Consider the following 16033-nt stretch of genomic DNA (forward strand, 5'->3'; position numbering starts at 1 on the left):
GACTGGCTAAGCGTTAGCGCTATCCGGCACTGACAGAACAGGCGCTCAGTTGGCAGTACGGGGGGCATATGACCTGGTTCATAGACCGACGTCTTAACGGCAAAAATAAAAGCACGGTGAATCGCCAGCGCTTTTTGCGCCGTTATAAAGCACAAATTAAGCAGTCAATTTCCGAAGCGATTAATAAACGCTCTGTGACCGATGTCGACAGCGGAGAGTCCGTCTCTATTCCAACCGATGATATTAGCGAACCGATGTTTCATCAGGGGCGCGGCGGTCTGCGCCATCGCGTCCATCCGGGTAACGATCACTTTATCCAGAATGATCGCATTGAGCGTCCGCAAGGCGGTGGCGGCGGCGGTTCCGGCAGCGGTCAAGGTCAGGCCAGCCAGGACGGCGAAGGCCAGGATGAGTTTGTTTTTCAGATTTCAAAAGATGAGTATCTGGATCTGCTCTTTGAAGATTTAGCGCTGCCTAATCTGAAAAAAAACCAGCATCGCCAGCTTAACGAGTATAAAACTCACCGCGCCGGTTTCACCTCAAACGGCGTACCGGCCAATATCAGCGTGGTACGTTCGCTACAAAACTCTCTGGCGCGCCGTACAGCAATGACGGCAGGAAAACGCCGCGAACTGCACGCGCTGGAAACGGAACTGGAGACCATCAGCCATAGCGAACCAGCGCAACTGCTTGAAGAGGAGCGGTTACGTCGGGAGATTGCCGAACTACGGGCTAAAATCGAGCGGGTGCCGTTTATCGACACCTTTGATTTACGCTATAAAAATTATGAAAAACGGCCTGAGCCCTCCAGCCAGGCGGTGATGTTCTGTCTGATGGACGTCTCGGGTTCGATGGACCAGGCAACCAAAGATATGGCCAAGCGTTTTTACATTCTGCTCTATCTGTTTTTGAGCCGAACGTACAAGAACGTCGAAGTGGTTTATATCCGCCACCATACCCAGGCGAAGGAAGTGGACGAACATGAGTTCTTTTATTCGCAAGAGACCGGCGGGACGATTGTCTCCAGCGCGCTTAAACTCATGGACGAAGTAGTTAAAGAGCGCTACGACCCCGGTCAGTGGAACATCTATGCGGCGCAAGCGTCAGACGGTGATAACTGGGCCGACGATTCACCGCTGTGTCATGAGATTCTGGCGAAAAAGCTGCTGCCGGTAGTGCGCTATTACAGCTATATCGAGATTACCCGCCGCGCCCACCAGACCTTATGGCGCGAGTATGAACATCTGCAGGCGACGTTCGATAACTTCGCCATGCAGCATATTCGCGATCAGGAGGATATTTATCCGGTATTCCGCGAATTGTTTCAGAAACAGAGCGCCCATCAAAGTGCATAACCCTAAATCAGCCCGTAATGCGTCACGGGCTGATTTATCACTAACAAGGCAATTATACATACTACCACTACAATAGCCGTAAACCTGTATATCTCCTGACTGGATTAACCTTACATGCGCCGACTTATCACTGAAATACTATGGATTTATTAATGCCAGCAATACTCACCAAAAGGTGGCGGTAATTGCAGAGAATCAGGTTGTTGCAGCTTACAAAAAAGCCATGGACCCGAAAAATCAAAATCCCACGGGCTATCACTACCCGACGCTGCCATAGCAGACGACGTGAACCCCGCAGCCAGCAATGCAAAAAGAAAAATTGCTGCTATTTCTTTAAATCGTTTCATAGTGCCTCCGAACGGAAGTACATTATTATCCTTACCACGTCACACTCCTTTCACGTAATAATAAAGGCCATTTTATTTTCGTTAGTGTTAAATCGATGCCGTTAATTAACAATTTACTTTTTGCGACAATAGTCACGACTGAAAATATCAACACCATATATTATTGAATTTATTAAATCGAGAATGATTTTTATTCCATAACATCAACACGTTTTATTTTTAAACAGTCTATTAGAGGAATTCTCATCGCTATGGTAAACTAACGCATCCGACTTTCAGGGCTGTAGTTCATCATGAATTTGCATCATAAAGCGCTCAGGCACTTTATCTCGGCAAGCGTCATCGTTTTGACATCGTCCTTCCTGATTTACGAACTTATTGCCAGCGACAGGGCAATGAATGCCTATATGCGTTATATCATGGAGAGAGCCGATTCGTCGTTTTTGTATGATAAGTACCAGAATCAGAGCATCGCCGCACATTTGATGCGAACTTTTGAAGCGCCGGGAGACCCCGTCACCGCAGAAAAACGCCGCGCGTTTTGCGACGCCTTTGAGGCTATTAACGGTACGCACGGCGTCAACCTGACCCGGCATAATTATCCGGCGCTACATGGTACCCTGCAAACCGCCGCTACACAGTGTACCGATAATCTTGATGACGCCCTTTTACTGCCTGCGTTTGATCAGGCGGTAAGCATCAACCGTTCGCAGGACGACCACAGTCACGGACTGGGCACACTGGAGCTTAAATTCCGTTATTACGTTGATTTAAATAAACATTATGTCTATTTCTATGATTTAATCAACTCACGGCGCTTCGCCATGCATCGTTGGACTTTTTTACAAAAAGGCACAATGGGTATTAACAGAAAAGATATAGATAAACTTTTTACCGGCCGTACGGTTATTTCAAGTATTTACATGGATGATATTACCCAGGAAAACGTCATGAGCTTTTTAACGCCAGTCTATCTGGCGGGAGCGTTAAAAGGTATCGTGATGGTGGATGTTAACCAGGATAATTTAAAAAATATTTTTTATACCCAGGACCGTCCGCTGGTTTGGCGTTATCTTAACGTAACACTAAAGGATATGGACTCCGGAAAAGAAATTATTATTAATCAAAGCAAAAATAATCTGTTTCAATATGTGAATTATAGCCATGATATCCCTGGTGGGCTGCGCGTTTCGTTGTCCCTTGATTTAACCTATTTCCTTGTCTCGTCCTGGAAAGCGCTGGCCTTTTACTTACTGGCAACGGCGCTCCTGCTTAATATGGTACGGATGCACTTTCGGCTTTATCGCAACGTCACACGCGAAAATATTAGCGATGCCATGACCGGGCTTTACAACCGTAAAATATTAACACCGGTGCTGGAACAGCGACTGCAACGCCTGGTCAATACCGGGACGCCAGTGACATTTGTCGCTATTGATTGCGATAGGTTAAAACTGATCAACGATACCCAGGGGCACCAGGAAGGCGACCGAATTATTACCCTGTTGGCGAAAGCGATTAAAACATCGATTCGTAAAAGCGATTACGCCATTCGCCTCGGCGGCGATGAGTTCTGTATTATTCTTGTTGATTACGCGGCGGATTTGGCTATCCATCTGCCGGAGCGTATTATTCGTAACCTGCAAATTATCGCACCGGATAAGACAGTCCATTTTTCTGCCGGGATTTATAATATGCAGCCCAATGATACGATTAATGATGCCTACCAGGCTTCCGATGCGCAGCTCTATCTGAACAAACAACAAAAACAACATCGTTCATCATAGTGCTTCGCAGTAAATGTTCATATTGCACCAGGAGTGAGAAATGGCCGAAATGACTGAAGTCGCGAAGGGTGTCGCTACACACCAACGTTTAGTGGCTTTATTAACCCAGGAGAACGCGCGCTATCGTGTGGTGAGCCATGAGGCGGTAGGAAAATGCGAAGCGGTATCTGAAATACGCGGTACTGCGCTGGGCCAGGGCGCAAAAGCGCTGGTCTGTAAAGTCAAAGGCAACGGCGTCAACCAGCACGTTCTTGCTATTCTGGCGGCCGATCAGCAAGCCGACCTCTCTCAGCTTGCTTCACATCTGGGCGGCTTACGCGCTTCCCTTGCCAGCCCGGCGGAAGTCGATATGCTGACCGGCTGCGTTTTTGGCGCGATCCCGCCTTTCAGTTTTCACCCCAATCTGAAACTGGTCGCCGATCCGCTCCTGTTTGAGCGTTTCGATGAAATTGCCTTTAATGCCGGCCTGCTGGAAAAATCAGTCATTATGAATACACAGGACTATCTGCGCATCGCCCGACCAGAACTGGCAGTCTTCCGCCGCTTTCAGTCATCGCCAACGGCTTAGTCCCCTTCCCCTTCAAGGAGCAATACAGACACAACGATAATGATAAAAATGGCGAAAAACGACGCCGTAATCATCAGCGCTTCAAGAAACGGTGGATCGTACATAATTGTATCCTCAGGAAGACAACAATGACGGTTCACCTGTTAGCAATACGCGGCGTTGATGGCAATTTAATGACAACGCCGTTTTTCACGTAGAGATTGTCTTTCAGGCAGTTGCCTGAAATTCGCATCAATCGTTAAAAAGGCCTGTGCGCTTTGCCGTTTGGGCGTAAAGTAGTCAGGCTTACTTTTTGGCAAGGAAACCATAATGTTTGATGTCACTCTGCTGATCCTGCTCGGACTGGCAGCTCTGGGATTTATCAGCCACAACACCACTGTCGCCGTCTCAATTCTGGTGCTGATTATTGTCCGCGTAACCCCGTTGAATACCTTTTTTCCCTGGATTGAAAAACAGGGACTCACCGTCGGGATTATCATTCTGACCATCGGCGTGATGGCCCCCATCGCCAGCGGAACCCTACCGCCCTCCACATTGATCCACTCTTTTGTGAACTGGAAATCGCTGGTCGCGATTGCCGTCGGCGTTTTCGTCTCCTGGCTGGGCGGTCGCGGCATTACGCTGATGGGAAACCAACCGCAGCTCGTCGCCGGGCTGCTGGTCGGTACGGTACTTGGCGTCGCGCTGTTTCGCGGCGTGCCGGTCGGCCCACTGATTGCGGCGGGGCTGGTCTCTTTAATTGTGGGGAAGCAGTAACTCGCCCGTCAGATACTGGCCTGGGGTCTGCCCCAGGCCTTTTTTAAACATGGTAATGAATGCCGTGGTGGAATCATAACCCAGCATTTGCGCCGTCTGCTGTACATTACGTCCCGCGATTAGCGCTTGTAGCGCCAAGATTAATTGCAACTGATGACGCCAGCGACGAAAGCTTAGTCCCGTCTCTTTGACGACCAGCCGGGCAAGGTTACGCTCGCTCATCGCGAATACGCTGGCCCACTGCCCTAACGTATTCCATCGCGCGGGCTCCTGCGCCATTGTCTCAACCATTTGGCGGATTTTCGGATGCCCCGATACCGGTAATTGCAATTGTTCCTGCGGCTGCTGCGGCAGTTCATCAAACAACACCTGAATAAGGCGCTGCGTTGGCATTTGCGCTCTTTCGGGATCGGTTCTGCGCGCCAGCGACAAAATCAACTCCCGGCATAACGGCGAAATTTTCAGCGTGCAGCAACGCTCCGGCATGACAACCGCCGCAGGTTCAATAAATAAAAAGCACAGCTCCGCCCCTGCGGTCACATGATTACTGTGCGGCAGCGAGCCGGGGAGCCAGACGGCATACTGGGGCGGAACCATCCACATCGCATTTTCCACCTCACAGGTGATCGCGCCGTGCAGAGCAAGAATCAACTGTCCCTTGCGATGCTGATGGCGAGGGCTAAACAGTTCATCATCCCTGGCGCGAATACAAAAGGCCACAGCGGCATCGTGGTGAAGGTCGGGATCGTAACCGTCCAGTCTCAGGCCAATCATTATATTGTCCGATTTTAGCGATAAATTGTCATTTTAGCTTGATTCATCCAAACAGTAAAAACTGTTAAGGTATCGCCTCGCCTGACAAGATGAGAAAACGATGACGACAGCCCTTTCACCACGCGGCAAACAGGGCGCTTTACTGATTGCCGGTATTTTGATGATAGCCACTACGCTACGTGTAACATTTACCGGCGCTGCGCCGTTGCTGGAGACAATCCGTTCGGATTACGGTCTTTCCACCGCCCAGACGGGCCTGCTAACAACCTTGCCGCTTCTGGCGTTTGCACTGGTTTCGCCACTGGCGGCCGGTATTGCCCGCCGGTTTGGGATGGAACGCAGTCTGTTTGCCGCAATGCTGCTGATTTGCGCGGGTATTGCCCTCCGCTCCCTGCCCTCCGCTGCATTGTTGTTTGCCGGAACTGCCATTATTGGGTGCGGGATAGCGCTGGGTAATGTGCTGCTACCAGGATTGATTAAGCGCGATTTTTCACAACATGTCGCCAGGCTGACGGGCGCGTATTCATTGACGATGGGCGCCGCCGCCGCGTTGGGGTCCGCGCTGGTGGTTCCGCTGGCGTTGCACGGTTTTGGCTGGCGCGGCGCGCTGTTAATGCTAATGCTGTTTCCGCTGTTGGCGTTTCTTATCTGGTTGCCGCAGTGGCGCACTACCCGCTCAGCTAACCTGAGTAGCTCCCGGGCATTACATGAACGCGGTATCTGGCGTTCGCCTTTAGCCTGGCAAGTTACGTTGTTTCTTGGGCTTAACTCACTGATTTATTATGTGATTATCGGCTGGTTACCAACAATACTCATCAGCCACGGTTACAGCGAAGCACAGGCAGGATCGCTACATGGCCTGCTGCAACTGGCGACCGCGGCGCCTGGGTTAGCTATTCCGCTTATTTTGCATCGCTTTAACGATCAACGCTGGATTGCCGCGCTGGTCTCACTATTGTGCGCAGTGGGCGCGGCGGGGCTTTGGTTTGTGCCGGGCCAGGCTGTCATCTGGACGCTACTGTTCGGCTTCGGTTCAGGCGCGACGATGATACTCGGCCTGACGTTTATCGGCCTGCGCGCCAGTTCGGCGCATCAGGCGGCGGCGCTTTCCGGCATGGCGCAGTCGGTCGGGTATTTACTGGCGGCATGTGGGCCCCCCGTCATGGGAAAACTTCATGATGCCAGCGGTAGCTGGTATCTGCCGCTATCAGGCGTGACGGTTCTGGCTATCATCATGGCGATTTTTGGCCTCTACGCCGGACGCGATCGAGAGATAGCGTCATAAATAAACTTGATACCCACTTCTGAATGCCTGATGGCGCTTCGTTTATCAGGCCTGATCCATTAAAATCATTACCGCTATCCGACAAAAGTACCGTAAGCGACACCATCACAGGAGGGAAAAATGCGAATCCAGTGTAAGCGCGTCTATTTCCCGGCGGAAAAAGACGATGGTTATCGGGTATTGGTTGACAGGCTATGGCCGCGAGGCATTAAAAAATCGGCGCTGGTCTATGATGAATGGAATAAGGCCATTACGCCCTCCACCGAATTGCGCAAAGCCTTTCATAGCGAACTGATTGATTTTAACCACTTCGCGCAGCAATACCGGGCAGAACTTGCGCAACAGCATCAAGAAGGCAAACGTCTGGCGGATATTGCCCGACACCAGCCGCTAACGTTGCTATACGCCGCTAAAGATACTCGCCAGAACCATGCCATTGTGCTGGCTGAGTGGCTACGAGAGCTGTGATTGTCGTGCCGCCGCCTGGCCTGGTTGTCTGTCCGGGGACAACGGCATCAAATGTTCTGCCCGCACCCAGGCAAAACCGTGCTGACCATCGGCGGAGGCTACGTCGCCCGTGACCAGCCACAGCGCCCGAGGCGCTTCTTTCGGCAGTAAGGTGACGTGTCCATTTACCGGGTTAATGAATTCATCCCCGGGTTGGCACAGGCAAAATAGCTCAACCGACTTACCAATATTCCGCCGTCCGGCGGGTGTTTTAGCACCAATAACTATTGCCAACGCGCCCGGCTTTAACTGAAACATATTTTCTTGCGCCGCATGAAACTCATTATCAGATTGTTCTTAATCATATCCCGTCGGACCGCAGGTTGTCACTTTTTCGTATCAGGGTGCTCTCTGCGCCATAATGTCCACTCATCAATGATTTCGCCATTGGGCAATTTGCAATCGGAACGCACGCCTTGTGGGGTCTGCACCGGCATCAGCGTACCGCCTTGTTGCTCACAGTAGACGGCTGCCGGATTAGGCATCCCAATGCGCGGCGGCCTGGGGGCGTTGGGTTGCGACGATGAACAAGCGCTCAGCAGCAATACGCCAGGCAACGCAATCCACGTAAATTTCATAACGACTCCTTAAAGCGATATTTTGTCCAGGATAACCTGGCGGGTACGCTATTTCCATACTTTCTGTCAGCGCTTTAGCGGGTGTTTATCCCGGATTAAGTCAGTAATAGCCACGCCCTGTCACAAAGTAACCGACCTTTTGTCGCTGAGAAAACCCTGCTATTCTGGCGCCCCCTGAACAGTGAAGGTAATAGCATGAGAGTGGGTATCCTCTTCCCTGTCGTCATTTTCATTACGGCAATATTATTTTTGGCATGGTTTTTTATTGGCGGTTACGCCGCGCCGGGAGCATAACCATGAGGAAAACAACGATGGTGTTGATGGGCATCGCGCTAATTGCGGCGGCGGGTACCGAACTGGGCTGGTGGTAAATTCATTTTGAATAATAAAGGCTACCTGTCGTAGCCTTTATTATCTCTGAAAGTTCTGCGTTTAGCTTTTGATTTTTCTGTAGATTAACAGCACGACAATCGCGCCGATCACCGCGACTGCAAAGCTGCCGAAGTTGAAACCATCCACTTTGCCAAAGCCAAAGAACGTACTGATCCATCCTCCGACTACCGCACCAACGATCCCCAGAATGATCGTCATAAAGAATCCGCCGCCATCTTTACCTGGCATGATCCACTTAGCCAAAATACCCGCAATAAGTCCAAAAATAATCCATGAAAGAATGCCCATTTTTTCCTCACTTATGTCTTAACGTTAGCGGTTTATTTGCCGTTAAAAAGAATAGCACATCGTCAGGAAAGTGAAGTTTGTGATATCCATCACCTTTTAGCGTCGTGGATAAAAGCGCATAAATATCAGGGTTGCAACCATTAATGATAACGATTATCTTTATCAACACCGAGTAGTTGAGTTTATAACCCACCTGTTCGGTACGACATTGCTCACATTGCTTCCAGTATTATTTGCCCGCCTCACCGAGTGCGGGCTTTTTTTGCTAACCGCTATCTATCCCATGTCGAATTCATGGTCTTTTTCAGCCGCGCTATTTTGCGTGATACGGGGTCATCTCCAGCGCCGTACATTCATCTTGCTTGTCCTGCTGCATAAACCCCATGGTCACCATAAACAAACCGATCATAAATGGCACTTCATAAAGCTCTTCAATCAAATCTGTGTAACGCGCGTTATGCAGGAATATCGGCGACAACCACCGATGATGCTCGACAGTGTCGGAAATCAGATATGAACATGCCGTCACGGCAAACAGCCACAATGGCAGAGAAACGTCCCGCAGACGACGAACAATCTCCTTACGTAGCCCGGCAGAAAACAGGACTGGCAAGACTAACGCAGCAATTAATAGCACTGAAATCATTCTGAACAATATACGCGGCTCGTCAGGGAAATAGTCACGCCCCCAACTGGTGCTTCTACCCAGCAGTACCAGCCACCAGACAACAGCCCATAGCCAAAACTGCTTTGCCCCTTCGGGACGGGAAAATGGCCGTATATACCAGGCGGTAAATAGCGCCCCAAACAGTAACCATAACGCTTGTCCGTTTTCAATCCATCGGACCACCACGCCGTTAAGCAAAGGCAATTGCCAGTCCGCCGTAAACGGGATGACCACAGCGGCAAGCGCAAGAGTAAGTGCTGACGAAGTTAATCGGGTATCGAGTTTCATGATCATAAGACTCTTCTGGTTTTTAATACCCAATCATAAGTTTTATGAATACGCTCTCATTAGCAAACAATGCGCTATTCTTAATGTTTTCTTAATGTTTCTTTTCAACCCATGTCTGATGTAAATAAACAGCGCTTTTCAATACGCAAAAACCGCATCACGCTGGCGACGCGCGATGCGGCCTCTCATTTAAAAAATCATTTTATATCAAATAGATACTACAGCATCTTTACCAACCGCAAACGTCGTGTTCGTTTTCGGTATCGTAGGAACGCACGGTATTGACCAAATCCTTCACAACTTCTGCTGCAACTTCAGGTACCAGCAACGTCATCGGTGCTTCCGTTTCATAGTCCACAGAGACGCCGTTGCTATTATTCGTGACCGTGACGGTATAAGTAGCTTTTCCCATTATTATTCTCTCCCGGCATGAATGACTTTTCGTGAGGTCGCCCCTTCCATCAGTACTTCCGGCGCGACAAAAAAGTCGATGTTAAAATAGGTATCATCCGTCATGACCTCAATATTGTGCCACTTTTCCGGAGGAAACACGCCAAACTCGCCGGCATTGATCACCATGATTTCTTCCGGCTCAGAGCAATGTTCATCAGCGTATCCGAGATATTTGACCGCCCCCTGCATCACCGAGAGGCGAGGATAAACGCCGGGTCGCGTTCCCTTATCAAGGTGGCGTTCGAAAATTCCGGCAGGCGCCGTCTCTTTGTTCCAGAATGGCGTGGAACGTGTATGGATATGATTTTGTGGAATTTGCCGCATTTGCTTCCCTCTTCCCGCAGGTTACTCAGCGATAATCTCATCGCTGTCGTAAAAAGGTTACGCTCCAAAAACAGCATTTTAAATACCATTTATTGGTTACTATTTTGCTGTTTTCCACGCAATAAAACCGAAAGGAGAGCAATGACCCGCCGTTGTCGACGGGTCCAGGGGGTTAAGACTGGAGCGTTGCCAGCCGGGCGGCAAATCCGACGAAAAGAAGGCCAATCAAAGAATTGCCCACTTTTGCCAGTTTCTTTTTGGTACCAATATAGTGGGTTACAAAAGCGCCAGAAAGAATTAAAAAGCTCAGATAGCAAAAACTGACGATTTCAAGGGTGGTCGCCAAAATAAAAAATGACACCCCAGTATGCGGCGCAGTAACGTCAATAAATTGCACAAAAAAGGAAACATAAAAAAGTATGGCTTTAGGATTAGTCAGGCTAAGAATTAAAGCACGCTTAAAAATAGCGCCAAAAGGAACTACCGTTTCCGTCGCCGCCCCCCCCTTTGAGGTCAGCGTGGCGTAAAGGATTTTTGCGCCAAGGTAGAGCAGATAAAACGCGCCGAGATAGCGAACAATGTTAAACAGAACCGGCGTTGTTTTGATCAGCGTCGCCACGCCCGCATACGCCAGAAACATTAATATCGCATCGCCGATAAACACGCCGCATGCGGCAAGATATCCTCCTTTAACCCCGCGTCCCACGCTGTTTTTAAGCACAAAAAGCGTATTCGGCCCCGGTACCAGAACGATAAAAATCGCCCCAACCAGGTACGTCCAATAATTCAGAACACCATACTCCGCGAACACATTAACCTCTTCCTGAAAACATTTACGCTTAGCTGCGAAACAGTATGCTAACGAATGCACCGGAAGATGGGAAGCGAAACCACGTCCCTCCAGCCGCTATTCCGCCACGCTTATATCCACATCACCCAAAAACGTTCTTGTATCGCGCCCCCCGCAGGCAATCACCAGGTATTGGCCCACGTTTCCTCATGGGGAATTAACGCGCGCGTCGCACCAAAGACAGAGATGCCAACACATCACTGATATCGCTCTCATTCAGATTCGGCGCATTAAAGTGCGTTCTCAGCCACACCATATCCTCATGGCTGAAAGCGCCGACCATCAGGCGCTGGCTGATAATGATCAACATTTGATTATCAAGTTGTCGAATACGTTGCCGGGTGACCGACAAGGTTTGTATAGGAAAGGAGGGTTCTGGGCCGGTTCGCCACTGCGCTAAATAGCGGTACTGTATCGCTTTACTGGCATCCATTAGCGAACGAATAAAAGGGGTTATCGAATGCGGGTCCAGACCGTTATTTTTCGCTTCTTCTTCAGCCTCGGCAAAAACATTTTGTTCACGCGTGAAATCCTCTATCGGCAGATGGTGCTTCATTTTATAAGCAGCCACATCTTTCATTAATAACATGCGTTCATTGAGCGCGGTTAAGAGTGCGCCAAGCGATACCGACGTTACCGAATCGGCAAAAGTGGTGCTGCACATCAATAAAGAACAAAGAAAAATGGCGATATGACGAATCATTAATCAACCTCCTTTTACGGAGGCCTGACAGTAATTTACCTTTATTAAGATAACATTAAGTAATTATTACAAATGGGTATTAATGCTTATTCGTTTAAACTGGAGTGATAAAAAGAACAGGCCGTTGATTCTGCGGAATCTTCACCTTCATTTAAAGTGTATAAAATATACAACAAATCACACAAATGTGATGCGCGTCACGTTTTTATGTTTTTTTATTACAGTTTTATGATATAGGTCTAACTTTAATAGGTCACTAATTTCTCTCCCACGCTCAGGGAGATCGGCTTCAATTTACATCGAATATGGTGAAATATGACTACCATTACACTAGTCAACGAACAAAATAGTACTGGCAATCCTTTTTCTGCACATATGTTATGTGAACAGCGAGCTATTCAGGAAATTACTTACGAACTATTGCAATCGCAGCAGCATGTCTCAAATAAGGATATCATCGCCAAACTTATTGAAAAACTGGAAACAGAAAAAGACGTAGTGCAGCTTGATATTTACCGTAATGCCTTAGAAGCCGTTTTGTTTCAGACACCTGACGACATCTAATATATACCCAAAATAATTCGAGTTGCTTAAAGGCGGCAAGGGAGTGAGTCCCCAGGAGCATAGATAACTATGTGACTGGGGTGAACGACAAATCTGCCGGGAGCAGATTTGAACGTCGCGTGCGACGGCCCGTCAGGGCGAGGCCCATGGATGGGCCGAGTAATCCGTAGCCAACACATAAGCAACTTGAAGTATGAAGGGTATAAACAAGGGAGGGGGTTACTCCTCCCCTGTTCGTTAATAATGCAGATGCCTCAACGTGCGGTACCTGATTTTTCGTAGCCGTTTGCATGGATTTGCGGTGCAACATGCTGCATGCTTTCTGGCATCTCATGCTGCCGGTATACGGCTGGCAGTAATGTTAAGCCTGAGCCATTTTTCACATGAAGACTAAATTTACCCGATTCTTTTAACGCCTGAATAAGATTTTCCTGGGCGGGAGTTAATGTCTCATCATGCCACAGAACAATATGCTCGAAAGACGTTGATAAAAGATCGGGCATCGGCGCCTGCCAGGGGATGACTTCAACTCGCATACCTTCACTACAATATTTAATCGTTTCCAGCCATAGCTCAATGGGGTCGTTCAGCGAAAACGCAGCAATAAGCATTGTGCCTGCTGGCGCCTTTCGTACGCTACTTAGCTGGAACGTGGCGTATTCAATAATCGCAGTATCCAGTAATGCCTTTTCAAATCGGCGTGCATCATCATCGCCTGCGGACAACCACAGCCGTAAAGGACGCAGTATTGACTCAATTACGATACACGGCGGAATTTCCCGACCATAACGCCAGAGTAATTTTCGCAATTTGGCGGGTTCGAATTTTCTACACTGCGCTAAAATCTCTTCCTGGTAGAATAACCATCCCGAGCGGCAATGCGTTTCTTCACCATAGAGGGCAGGTTTAATCTCTTTTAATGAGAAGCCTTTGCTTAACGCGTCGATAATATGCTGTATTCTGATAGCATCTTCTATGCAATAAAAACGATTGCCAACTTCATCTTTGGTAGGTTGAAGCAGGCCATAGCGTTCCCAGGACCTGATATTTGCTGTTGTGACACCACACTGCGCCGCCATTGCGCTAATACTAAAAGTAGCCATGCCTGTCTGGCCTCATGATGATGTAAGAAAGCATAGTGAACCTAAACGCCATCAGAAGCAAATCATTATTAAGCAATGACCTTACTATTTACACGTGAAATTACATTATCGACATTATTTATTGTCAGCCAGTGCGTAAAGGCTTTAGAGACGGACAGTATTTGATAATCCAGAACTGTTCTACAACCTAATTTAGTCAGAACATGGTAGCGTACTGAGTAAATAGTTTTTAAATGTACATTCAGCTCACAGCTTATTTGTCGGATATCCATTCCTTTAACAAGCATCGCCAAAACATTTCTTTCATTCGCCGTTAATCTGACTTTCTCTGACCTGGGAAAAAATTGACCAGCAGCGGCCAAAATCAGTAATTCGCGCCACTCAGCAATAGAGGCATCGACCTTTATTCGATATATGGCATTATGTTCATCAATAAAGTTATATTCATTATGGGTAACAATTCCAATGAGTACCGTTTTAAATGTGGAAGTAATAGACTGCTGTACGGTGTAGTAATCGTCGATATCAAAAATAATATAATTTACGTTACCAGCTATTATTGCGACGTCCTTAAATAAGGACTCCAGACCATAATTAAGAAACAGGTTTTCGCTCAATAGTCTTGTATCTGTCTTTAAAACAGATGATGCGGAACCAGTCATATCCACCTCAACAAAACGAGAGCCATGTGGAAATATCCATTCGATGGCCCGCATAAGATCATCTGCTTACTTCAGCGATGAGAACCTATTAAGTAGTAGTTGAGGAACGCCGTTTGCGCAACCTGACAGACGTCCTGGGGCATCTTATGTGAACTGCGTGGGAATGTACGCTTTCGCAAAATCCACAAAGCGTACGACCGCAGGCAGCAAAATATGCCAGTCCTGTTGCTCCAGACCTAAATATTCACGCTGCGCCGCACGCAACGTAGCAGCATACTCTTCTGGCAACTGAGGTAACAGCCAGTCAGCCGCCGCATCCTTAGAGGTAAATCTCCCGGTAGAAAGGGTGTACCAGATACGCGCCAGGGTTAAAACGATATGATACTCATCTCCCTGCACATCTGCCGTGGATTGCCAAAGGTCGAGGGGATAACGCAAGGCCTTCAGCAACTGCGCCGCAGGGGCTGGCGTGAACAGCCGTTCCGCGCGTTCGCCCTTTAGCGGTATACTGGTTTCCAGAATTTGGGTTATCAGTAACACCATGTCCCAGTCCTGCTGCGCTGGTTCATAAATCCCCTGACAAATGTCCTCTCTTAGCCACTCGCCAAATTGCATTTCCCTGGAAGGTGGAAAACACCAGGGAACCAGCTGCGAATAAAGCACGACAGTGACCTCCAGAGCGCGTTTTTCTGCCGACGCCCCCGGCGGCGATGAAAGCGCCAGCAATTCCTGCATCAGCGTTGCGCGTTGGGTCTCCGTCAGCGGCTGGCATATTGTCACCAGCAGATCAATGTCGCTGTTTGGCTTCAGACTGCCCGCGACAGCGGAACCATATAAATGAATAGCACGCAACGTATCGCCTGTGACACGAGTAATCAGGCGACACGCCGCATCCGTTTGGCATTGAATCGAGGGCGGTATCGACGGCGTCATCATTGCTCCGGGGGCGCAGGTATTTTTTATATTGATTGCCAGAAATATGGCATAACGGCAGAAAAAAAGCTCGCTATTCATAGCGAGCTTTTAACATTGCAATCAGACTTAATGATGTAGCATTTCGTCAACGACCTCATTCGCCTTTAACTGATAAGGATAATAGGTAGGCCAGTTTTCCATCTCTTGCAGCAATGCCTGCTGCGAGGTATTTCCCATAAAGATATGGAAGTGCGCCGATTTTCGCGGGGCAATAATATGATCGCTAAACTGAACATATTTAGGCGCTTTGCTATTCGCATCTTTACATTCGAACAGGTAGCGCACCCCTTTTTTACCCGATGCGTAAGTCAGAATTTTATAGCCGGCATAATTGTATTTACAGGATGCAACGTTATTGTCGCGATGGAATTCTATAACGCCATTTTCAATGCCAATAGTCTCAACATTCGTCGCGTATCCTTTGCGATAATACGCTTTAATATCCTCAAACGTTTTCTCCGGGTCTTTCTTCGCCTTTTGTCTGAAGACAGGGTCCAGCTCGCCGCTGACCAGATAAGGATAGACGGATTGCCACATACCATCCCAGTCGGTGAGCGCGCGATCGCGTACATTAGCGTCATCAAACACGCCCGCTGCCGCTTTTTGCTCAACCTCCGTCATCGGCGCGCCATGAGCATGATGACCATGCGCGAAGGCAGGACTATTTACCAACAGCATTCCCAGAAGCATTGTCAGTTTTTTTAAATGAATCACCAAAACGTTACCCTCATCTTTCTTAGAAAGATGATTGTTATATTATAACATTACAATTATTTCAACAAAAACTCAGCGGCCACCGCGCAGGT

At 48.4% G+C, this 16033-nt stretch carries 23 protein-coding genes and 1 pseudogene; 9 read left to right on the top strand and 15 right to left on the bottom strand.

Going from position 1 to position 16033, the window contains the following annotated elements; all coding sequences use genetic code 11:
* Positions 1-68: 68 nt before the first annotated feature.
* A complete protein-coding gene (locus LCS67_RS12860) occupies positions 69-1355 on the top strand; it encodes a YeaH/YhbH family protein (protein WP_023208120.1) in 1287 nt (428 codons plus the stop codon).
* Between the two features lie 149 nt (positions 1356-1504).
* On the opposite strand, the gene LCS67_RS12865 is transcribed toward LCS67_RS12860, so the two are convergent.
* Positions 1505-1702, bottom strand: a complete 198-nt coding sequence (locus tag LCS67_RS12865) for a hypothetical protein (protein WP_024146682.1) — start codon at positions 1700-1702, stop codon at positions 1505-1507.
* A gap of 293 nt (positions 1703-1995) precedes the next feature.
* Here LCS67_RS12865 and dgcJ point away from each other — a divergent pair, with 293 nt between their 5' ends.
* Together dgcJ and LCS67_RS12875 are read left to right on the top strand one after the other, a co-directional pair.
* Complete coding sequence (dgcJ, locus tag LCS67_RS12870) at positions 1996-3489, top strand: diguanylate cyclase DgcJ (RefSeq protein ID WP_023193575.1); 1494 nt, start codon at positions 1996-1998, stop codon at positions 3487-3489.
* Between the two features lie 49 nt (positions 3490-3538).
* Complete coding sequence (locus tag LCS67_RS12875; RefSeq protein WP_023893413.1) at positions 3539-4057, top strand: YbaK/prolyl-tRNA synthetase associated domain-containing protein; 519 nt, start codon at positions 3539-3541, stop codon at positions 4055-4057.
* Here LCS67_RS12875 and yoaI read toward each other — a convergent pair.
* Positions 4054-4161 (bottom strand): small membrane protein YoaI, encoded by a 108-nt coding sequence (yoaI, locus tag LCS67_RS12880; protein WP_000272239.1) that lies wholly within the window; start codon positions 4159-4161, stop codon positions 4054-4056. The genes LCS67_RS12875 and yoaI overlap by 4 nt on opposite strands.
* Before the next feature lie 205 nt (positions 4162-4366).
* Between yoaI and LCS67_RS12885 the strand changes: the two genes are divergently transcribed.
* Entirely contained in the window at positions 4367-4813 is a 447-nt protein-coding gene (locus LCS67_RS12885; RefSeq protein ID WP_000460698.1) for a DUF441 domain-containing protein, read from the top strand.
* Here LCS67_RS12885 and LCS67_RS12890 read toward each other — a convergent pair.
* A complete protein-coding gene (locus LCS67_RS12890; RefSeq protein ID WP_000579793.1) occupies positions 4793-5587 on the bottom strand; it encodes an AraC family transcriptional regulator in 795 nt (264 codons plus the stop codon). The genes LCS67_RS12885 and LCS67_RS12890 overlap by 21 nt on opposite strands.
* A gap of 100 nt (positions 5588-5687) precedes the next feature.
* Between LCS67_RS12890 and LCS67_RS12895 the strand changes: the two genes are divergently transcribed.
* Together LCS67_RS12895 and LCS67_RS12900 are read left to right on the top strand one after the other, a co-directional pair.
* Positions 5688-6872 (top strand): CynX/NimT family MFS transporter, encoded by a 1185-nt coding sequence (locus LCS67_RS12895; protein WP_000205342.1) that lies wholly within the window; start codon positions 5688-5690, stop codon positions 6870-6872.
* A 120-nt stretch (positions 6873-6992) separates the two neighbouring features.
* On the top strand, positions 6993-7340 hold the full coding sequence (locus LCS67_RS12900; RefSeq protein WP_001222532.1) for a DUF488 domain-containing protein: 348 nt from the start codon (positions 6993-6995) through the stop codon (positions 7338-7340).
* On the opposite strand, the gene LCS67_RS12905 is transcribed toward LCS67_RS12900, so the two are convergent.
* Together LCS67_RS12905 and LCS67_RS12910 are read right to left on the bottom strand one after the other, a co-directional pair.
* Complete coding sequence (locus LCS67_RS12905; protein WP_000487129.1) at positions 7326-7637, bottom strand: hypothetical protein; 312 nt, start codon at positions 7635-7637, stop codon at positions 7326-7328. The two genes, LCS67_RS12900 and LCS67_RS12905, sit on opposite strands and share 15 nt — an antisense overlap.
* A gap of 68 nt (positions 7638-7705) precedes the next feature.
* Positions 7706-7957: a DUF333 domain-containing protein gene (locus LCS67_RS12910; RefSeq protein ID WP_000673492.1), complete on the bottom strand. Its 252-nt coding sequence runs from the start codon at positions 7955-7957 to the stop codon at positions 7706-7708.
* A gap of 195 nt (positions 7958-8152) precedes the next feature.
* On the opposite strand from LCS67_RS12910, the gene LCS67_RS12915 reads away from it, so the two are divergent.
* Positions 8153-8251, top strand: coding sequence for a YoaK family small membrane protein (locus LCS67_RS12915; protein WP_001589065.1), 99 nt, complete (start codon positions 8153-8155; stop codon positions 8249-8251).
* Between the two features lie 138 nt (positions 8252-8389).
* Here the strand turns inward: LCS67_RS12915 and LCS67_RS12920 are convergent, their stop codons facing one another.
* The 6 genes from LCS67_RS12920 to LCS67_RS12945 all read right to left on the bottom strand — a co-directional run bounded on the left by LCS67_RS12920 (position 8390) and on the right by LCS67_RS12945 (position 11923).
* On the bottom strand, positions 8390-8638 hold the full coding sequence (locus tag LCS67_RS12920; protein ID WP_000512149.1) for a GlsB/YeaQ/YmgE family stress response membrane protein: 249 nt from the start codon (positions 8636-8638) through the stop codon (positions 8390-8392).
* Positions 8639-8951: 313 nt separating this feature from the next.
* Positions 8952-9593 carry a hypothetical protein gene (locus tag LCS67_RS12925; protein WP_000762774.1) on the bottom strand — a complete coding sequence of 214 codons (642 nt, stop codon included), beginning with the start codon at positions 9591-9593 and terminating at the stop codon, positions 8952-8954.
* Between the two features lie 229 nt (positions 9594-9822).
* Positions 9823-10005: a DUF1869 domain-containing protein gene (locus LCS67_RS12930; protein ID WP_000513733.1), complete on the bottom strand. Its 183-nt coding sequence runs from the start codon at positions 10003-10005 to the stop codon at positions 9823-9825.
* Between the two features lie 2 nt (positions 10006-10007).
* Complete coding sequence (gene yeaR / locus LCS67_RS12935; protein WP_001248993.1) at positions 10008-10370, bottom strand: DUF1971 domain-containing protein YeaR; 363 nt, start codon at positions 10368-10370, stop codon at positions 10008-10010.
* A 172-nt stretch (positions 10371-10542) separates the two neighbouring features.
* The gene (gene leuE, locus LCS67_RS12940; protein WP_000457186.1) at positions 10543-11181 is read right to left on the bottom strand and encodes a leucine efflux protein LeuE; all 639 of its coding nucleotides are present in this window, start codon (positions 11179-11181) and stop codon (positions 10543-10545) included.
* Between the two features lie 196 nt (positions 11182-11377).
* A complete protein-coding gene (locus LCS67_RS12945; RefSeq protein WP_000617984.1) occupies positions 11378-11923 on the bottom strand; it encodes a chorismate mutase in 546 nt (181 codons plus the stop codon).
* Between the two features lie 82 nt (positions 11924-12005).
* On the opposite strand from LCS67_RS12945, the pseudogene LCS67_RS12950 reads away from it, so the two are divergent.
* Positions 12006-12160: pseudogene (locus LCS67_RS12950) on the top strand (hypothetical protein).
* A 78-nt stretch (positions 12161-12238) separates the two neighbouring features.
* On the top strand, positions 12239-12487 hold the full coding sequence (locus LCS67_RS12955; RefSeq protein ID WP_000208086.1) for a biofilm/acid-resistance regulator YmgB/AriR: 249 nt from the start codon (positions 12239-12241) through the stop codon (positions 12485-12487).
* 254 nt (positions 12488-12741) lie between these two features.
* Here the strand turns inward: LCS67_RS12955 and LCS67_RS12960 are convergent, their stop codons facing one another.
* The 4 genes from LCS67_RS12960 to zinT all read right to left on the bottom strand — a co-directional run bounded on the left by LCS67_RS12960 (position 12742) and on the right by zinT (position 15941).
* A complete protein-coding gene (locus LCS67_RS12960) occupies positions 12742-13590 on the bottom strand; it encodes a MerR family transcriptional regulator (RefSeq protein WP_000190269.1) in 849 nt (282 codons plus the stop codon).
* Positions 13591-13658: 68 nt separating this feature from the next.
* Complete coding sequence (locus LCS67_RS12965; RefSeq protein WP_072275082.1) at positions 13659-14252, bottom strand: helix-turn-helix domain-containing protein; 594 nt, start codon at positions 14250-14252, stop codon at positions 13659-13661.
* A 144-nt stretch (positions 14253-14396) separates the two neighbouring features.
* The gene (gene aadA, locus LCS67_RS12970) at positions 14397-15185 is read right to left on the bottom strand and encodes a cryptic aminoglycoside nucleotidyltransferase ANT(3'')/ANT(9) (RefSeq protein ID WP_023136870.1); all 789 of its coding nucleotides are present in this window, start codon (positions 15183-15185) and stop codon (positions 14397-14399) included.
* A 108-nt stretch (positions 15186-15293) separates the two neighbouring features.
* Positions 15294-15941 (bottom strand): metal-binding protein ZinT, encoded by a 648-nt coding sequence (gene zinT / locus LCS67_RS12975; protein WP_001537483.1) that lies wholly within the window; start codon positions 15939-15941, stop codon positions 15294-15296.
* Between the last annotated feature and the right edge of the window lie 92 nt (positions 15942-16033).

It is taken from the genome of Salmonella sp. A7 (genome assembly GCF_020181675.1).
Lineage (GTDB): Bacteria > Pseudomonadota > Gammaproteobacteria > Enterobacterales > Enterobacteriaceae > Salmonella > Salmonella enterica.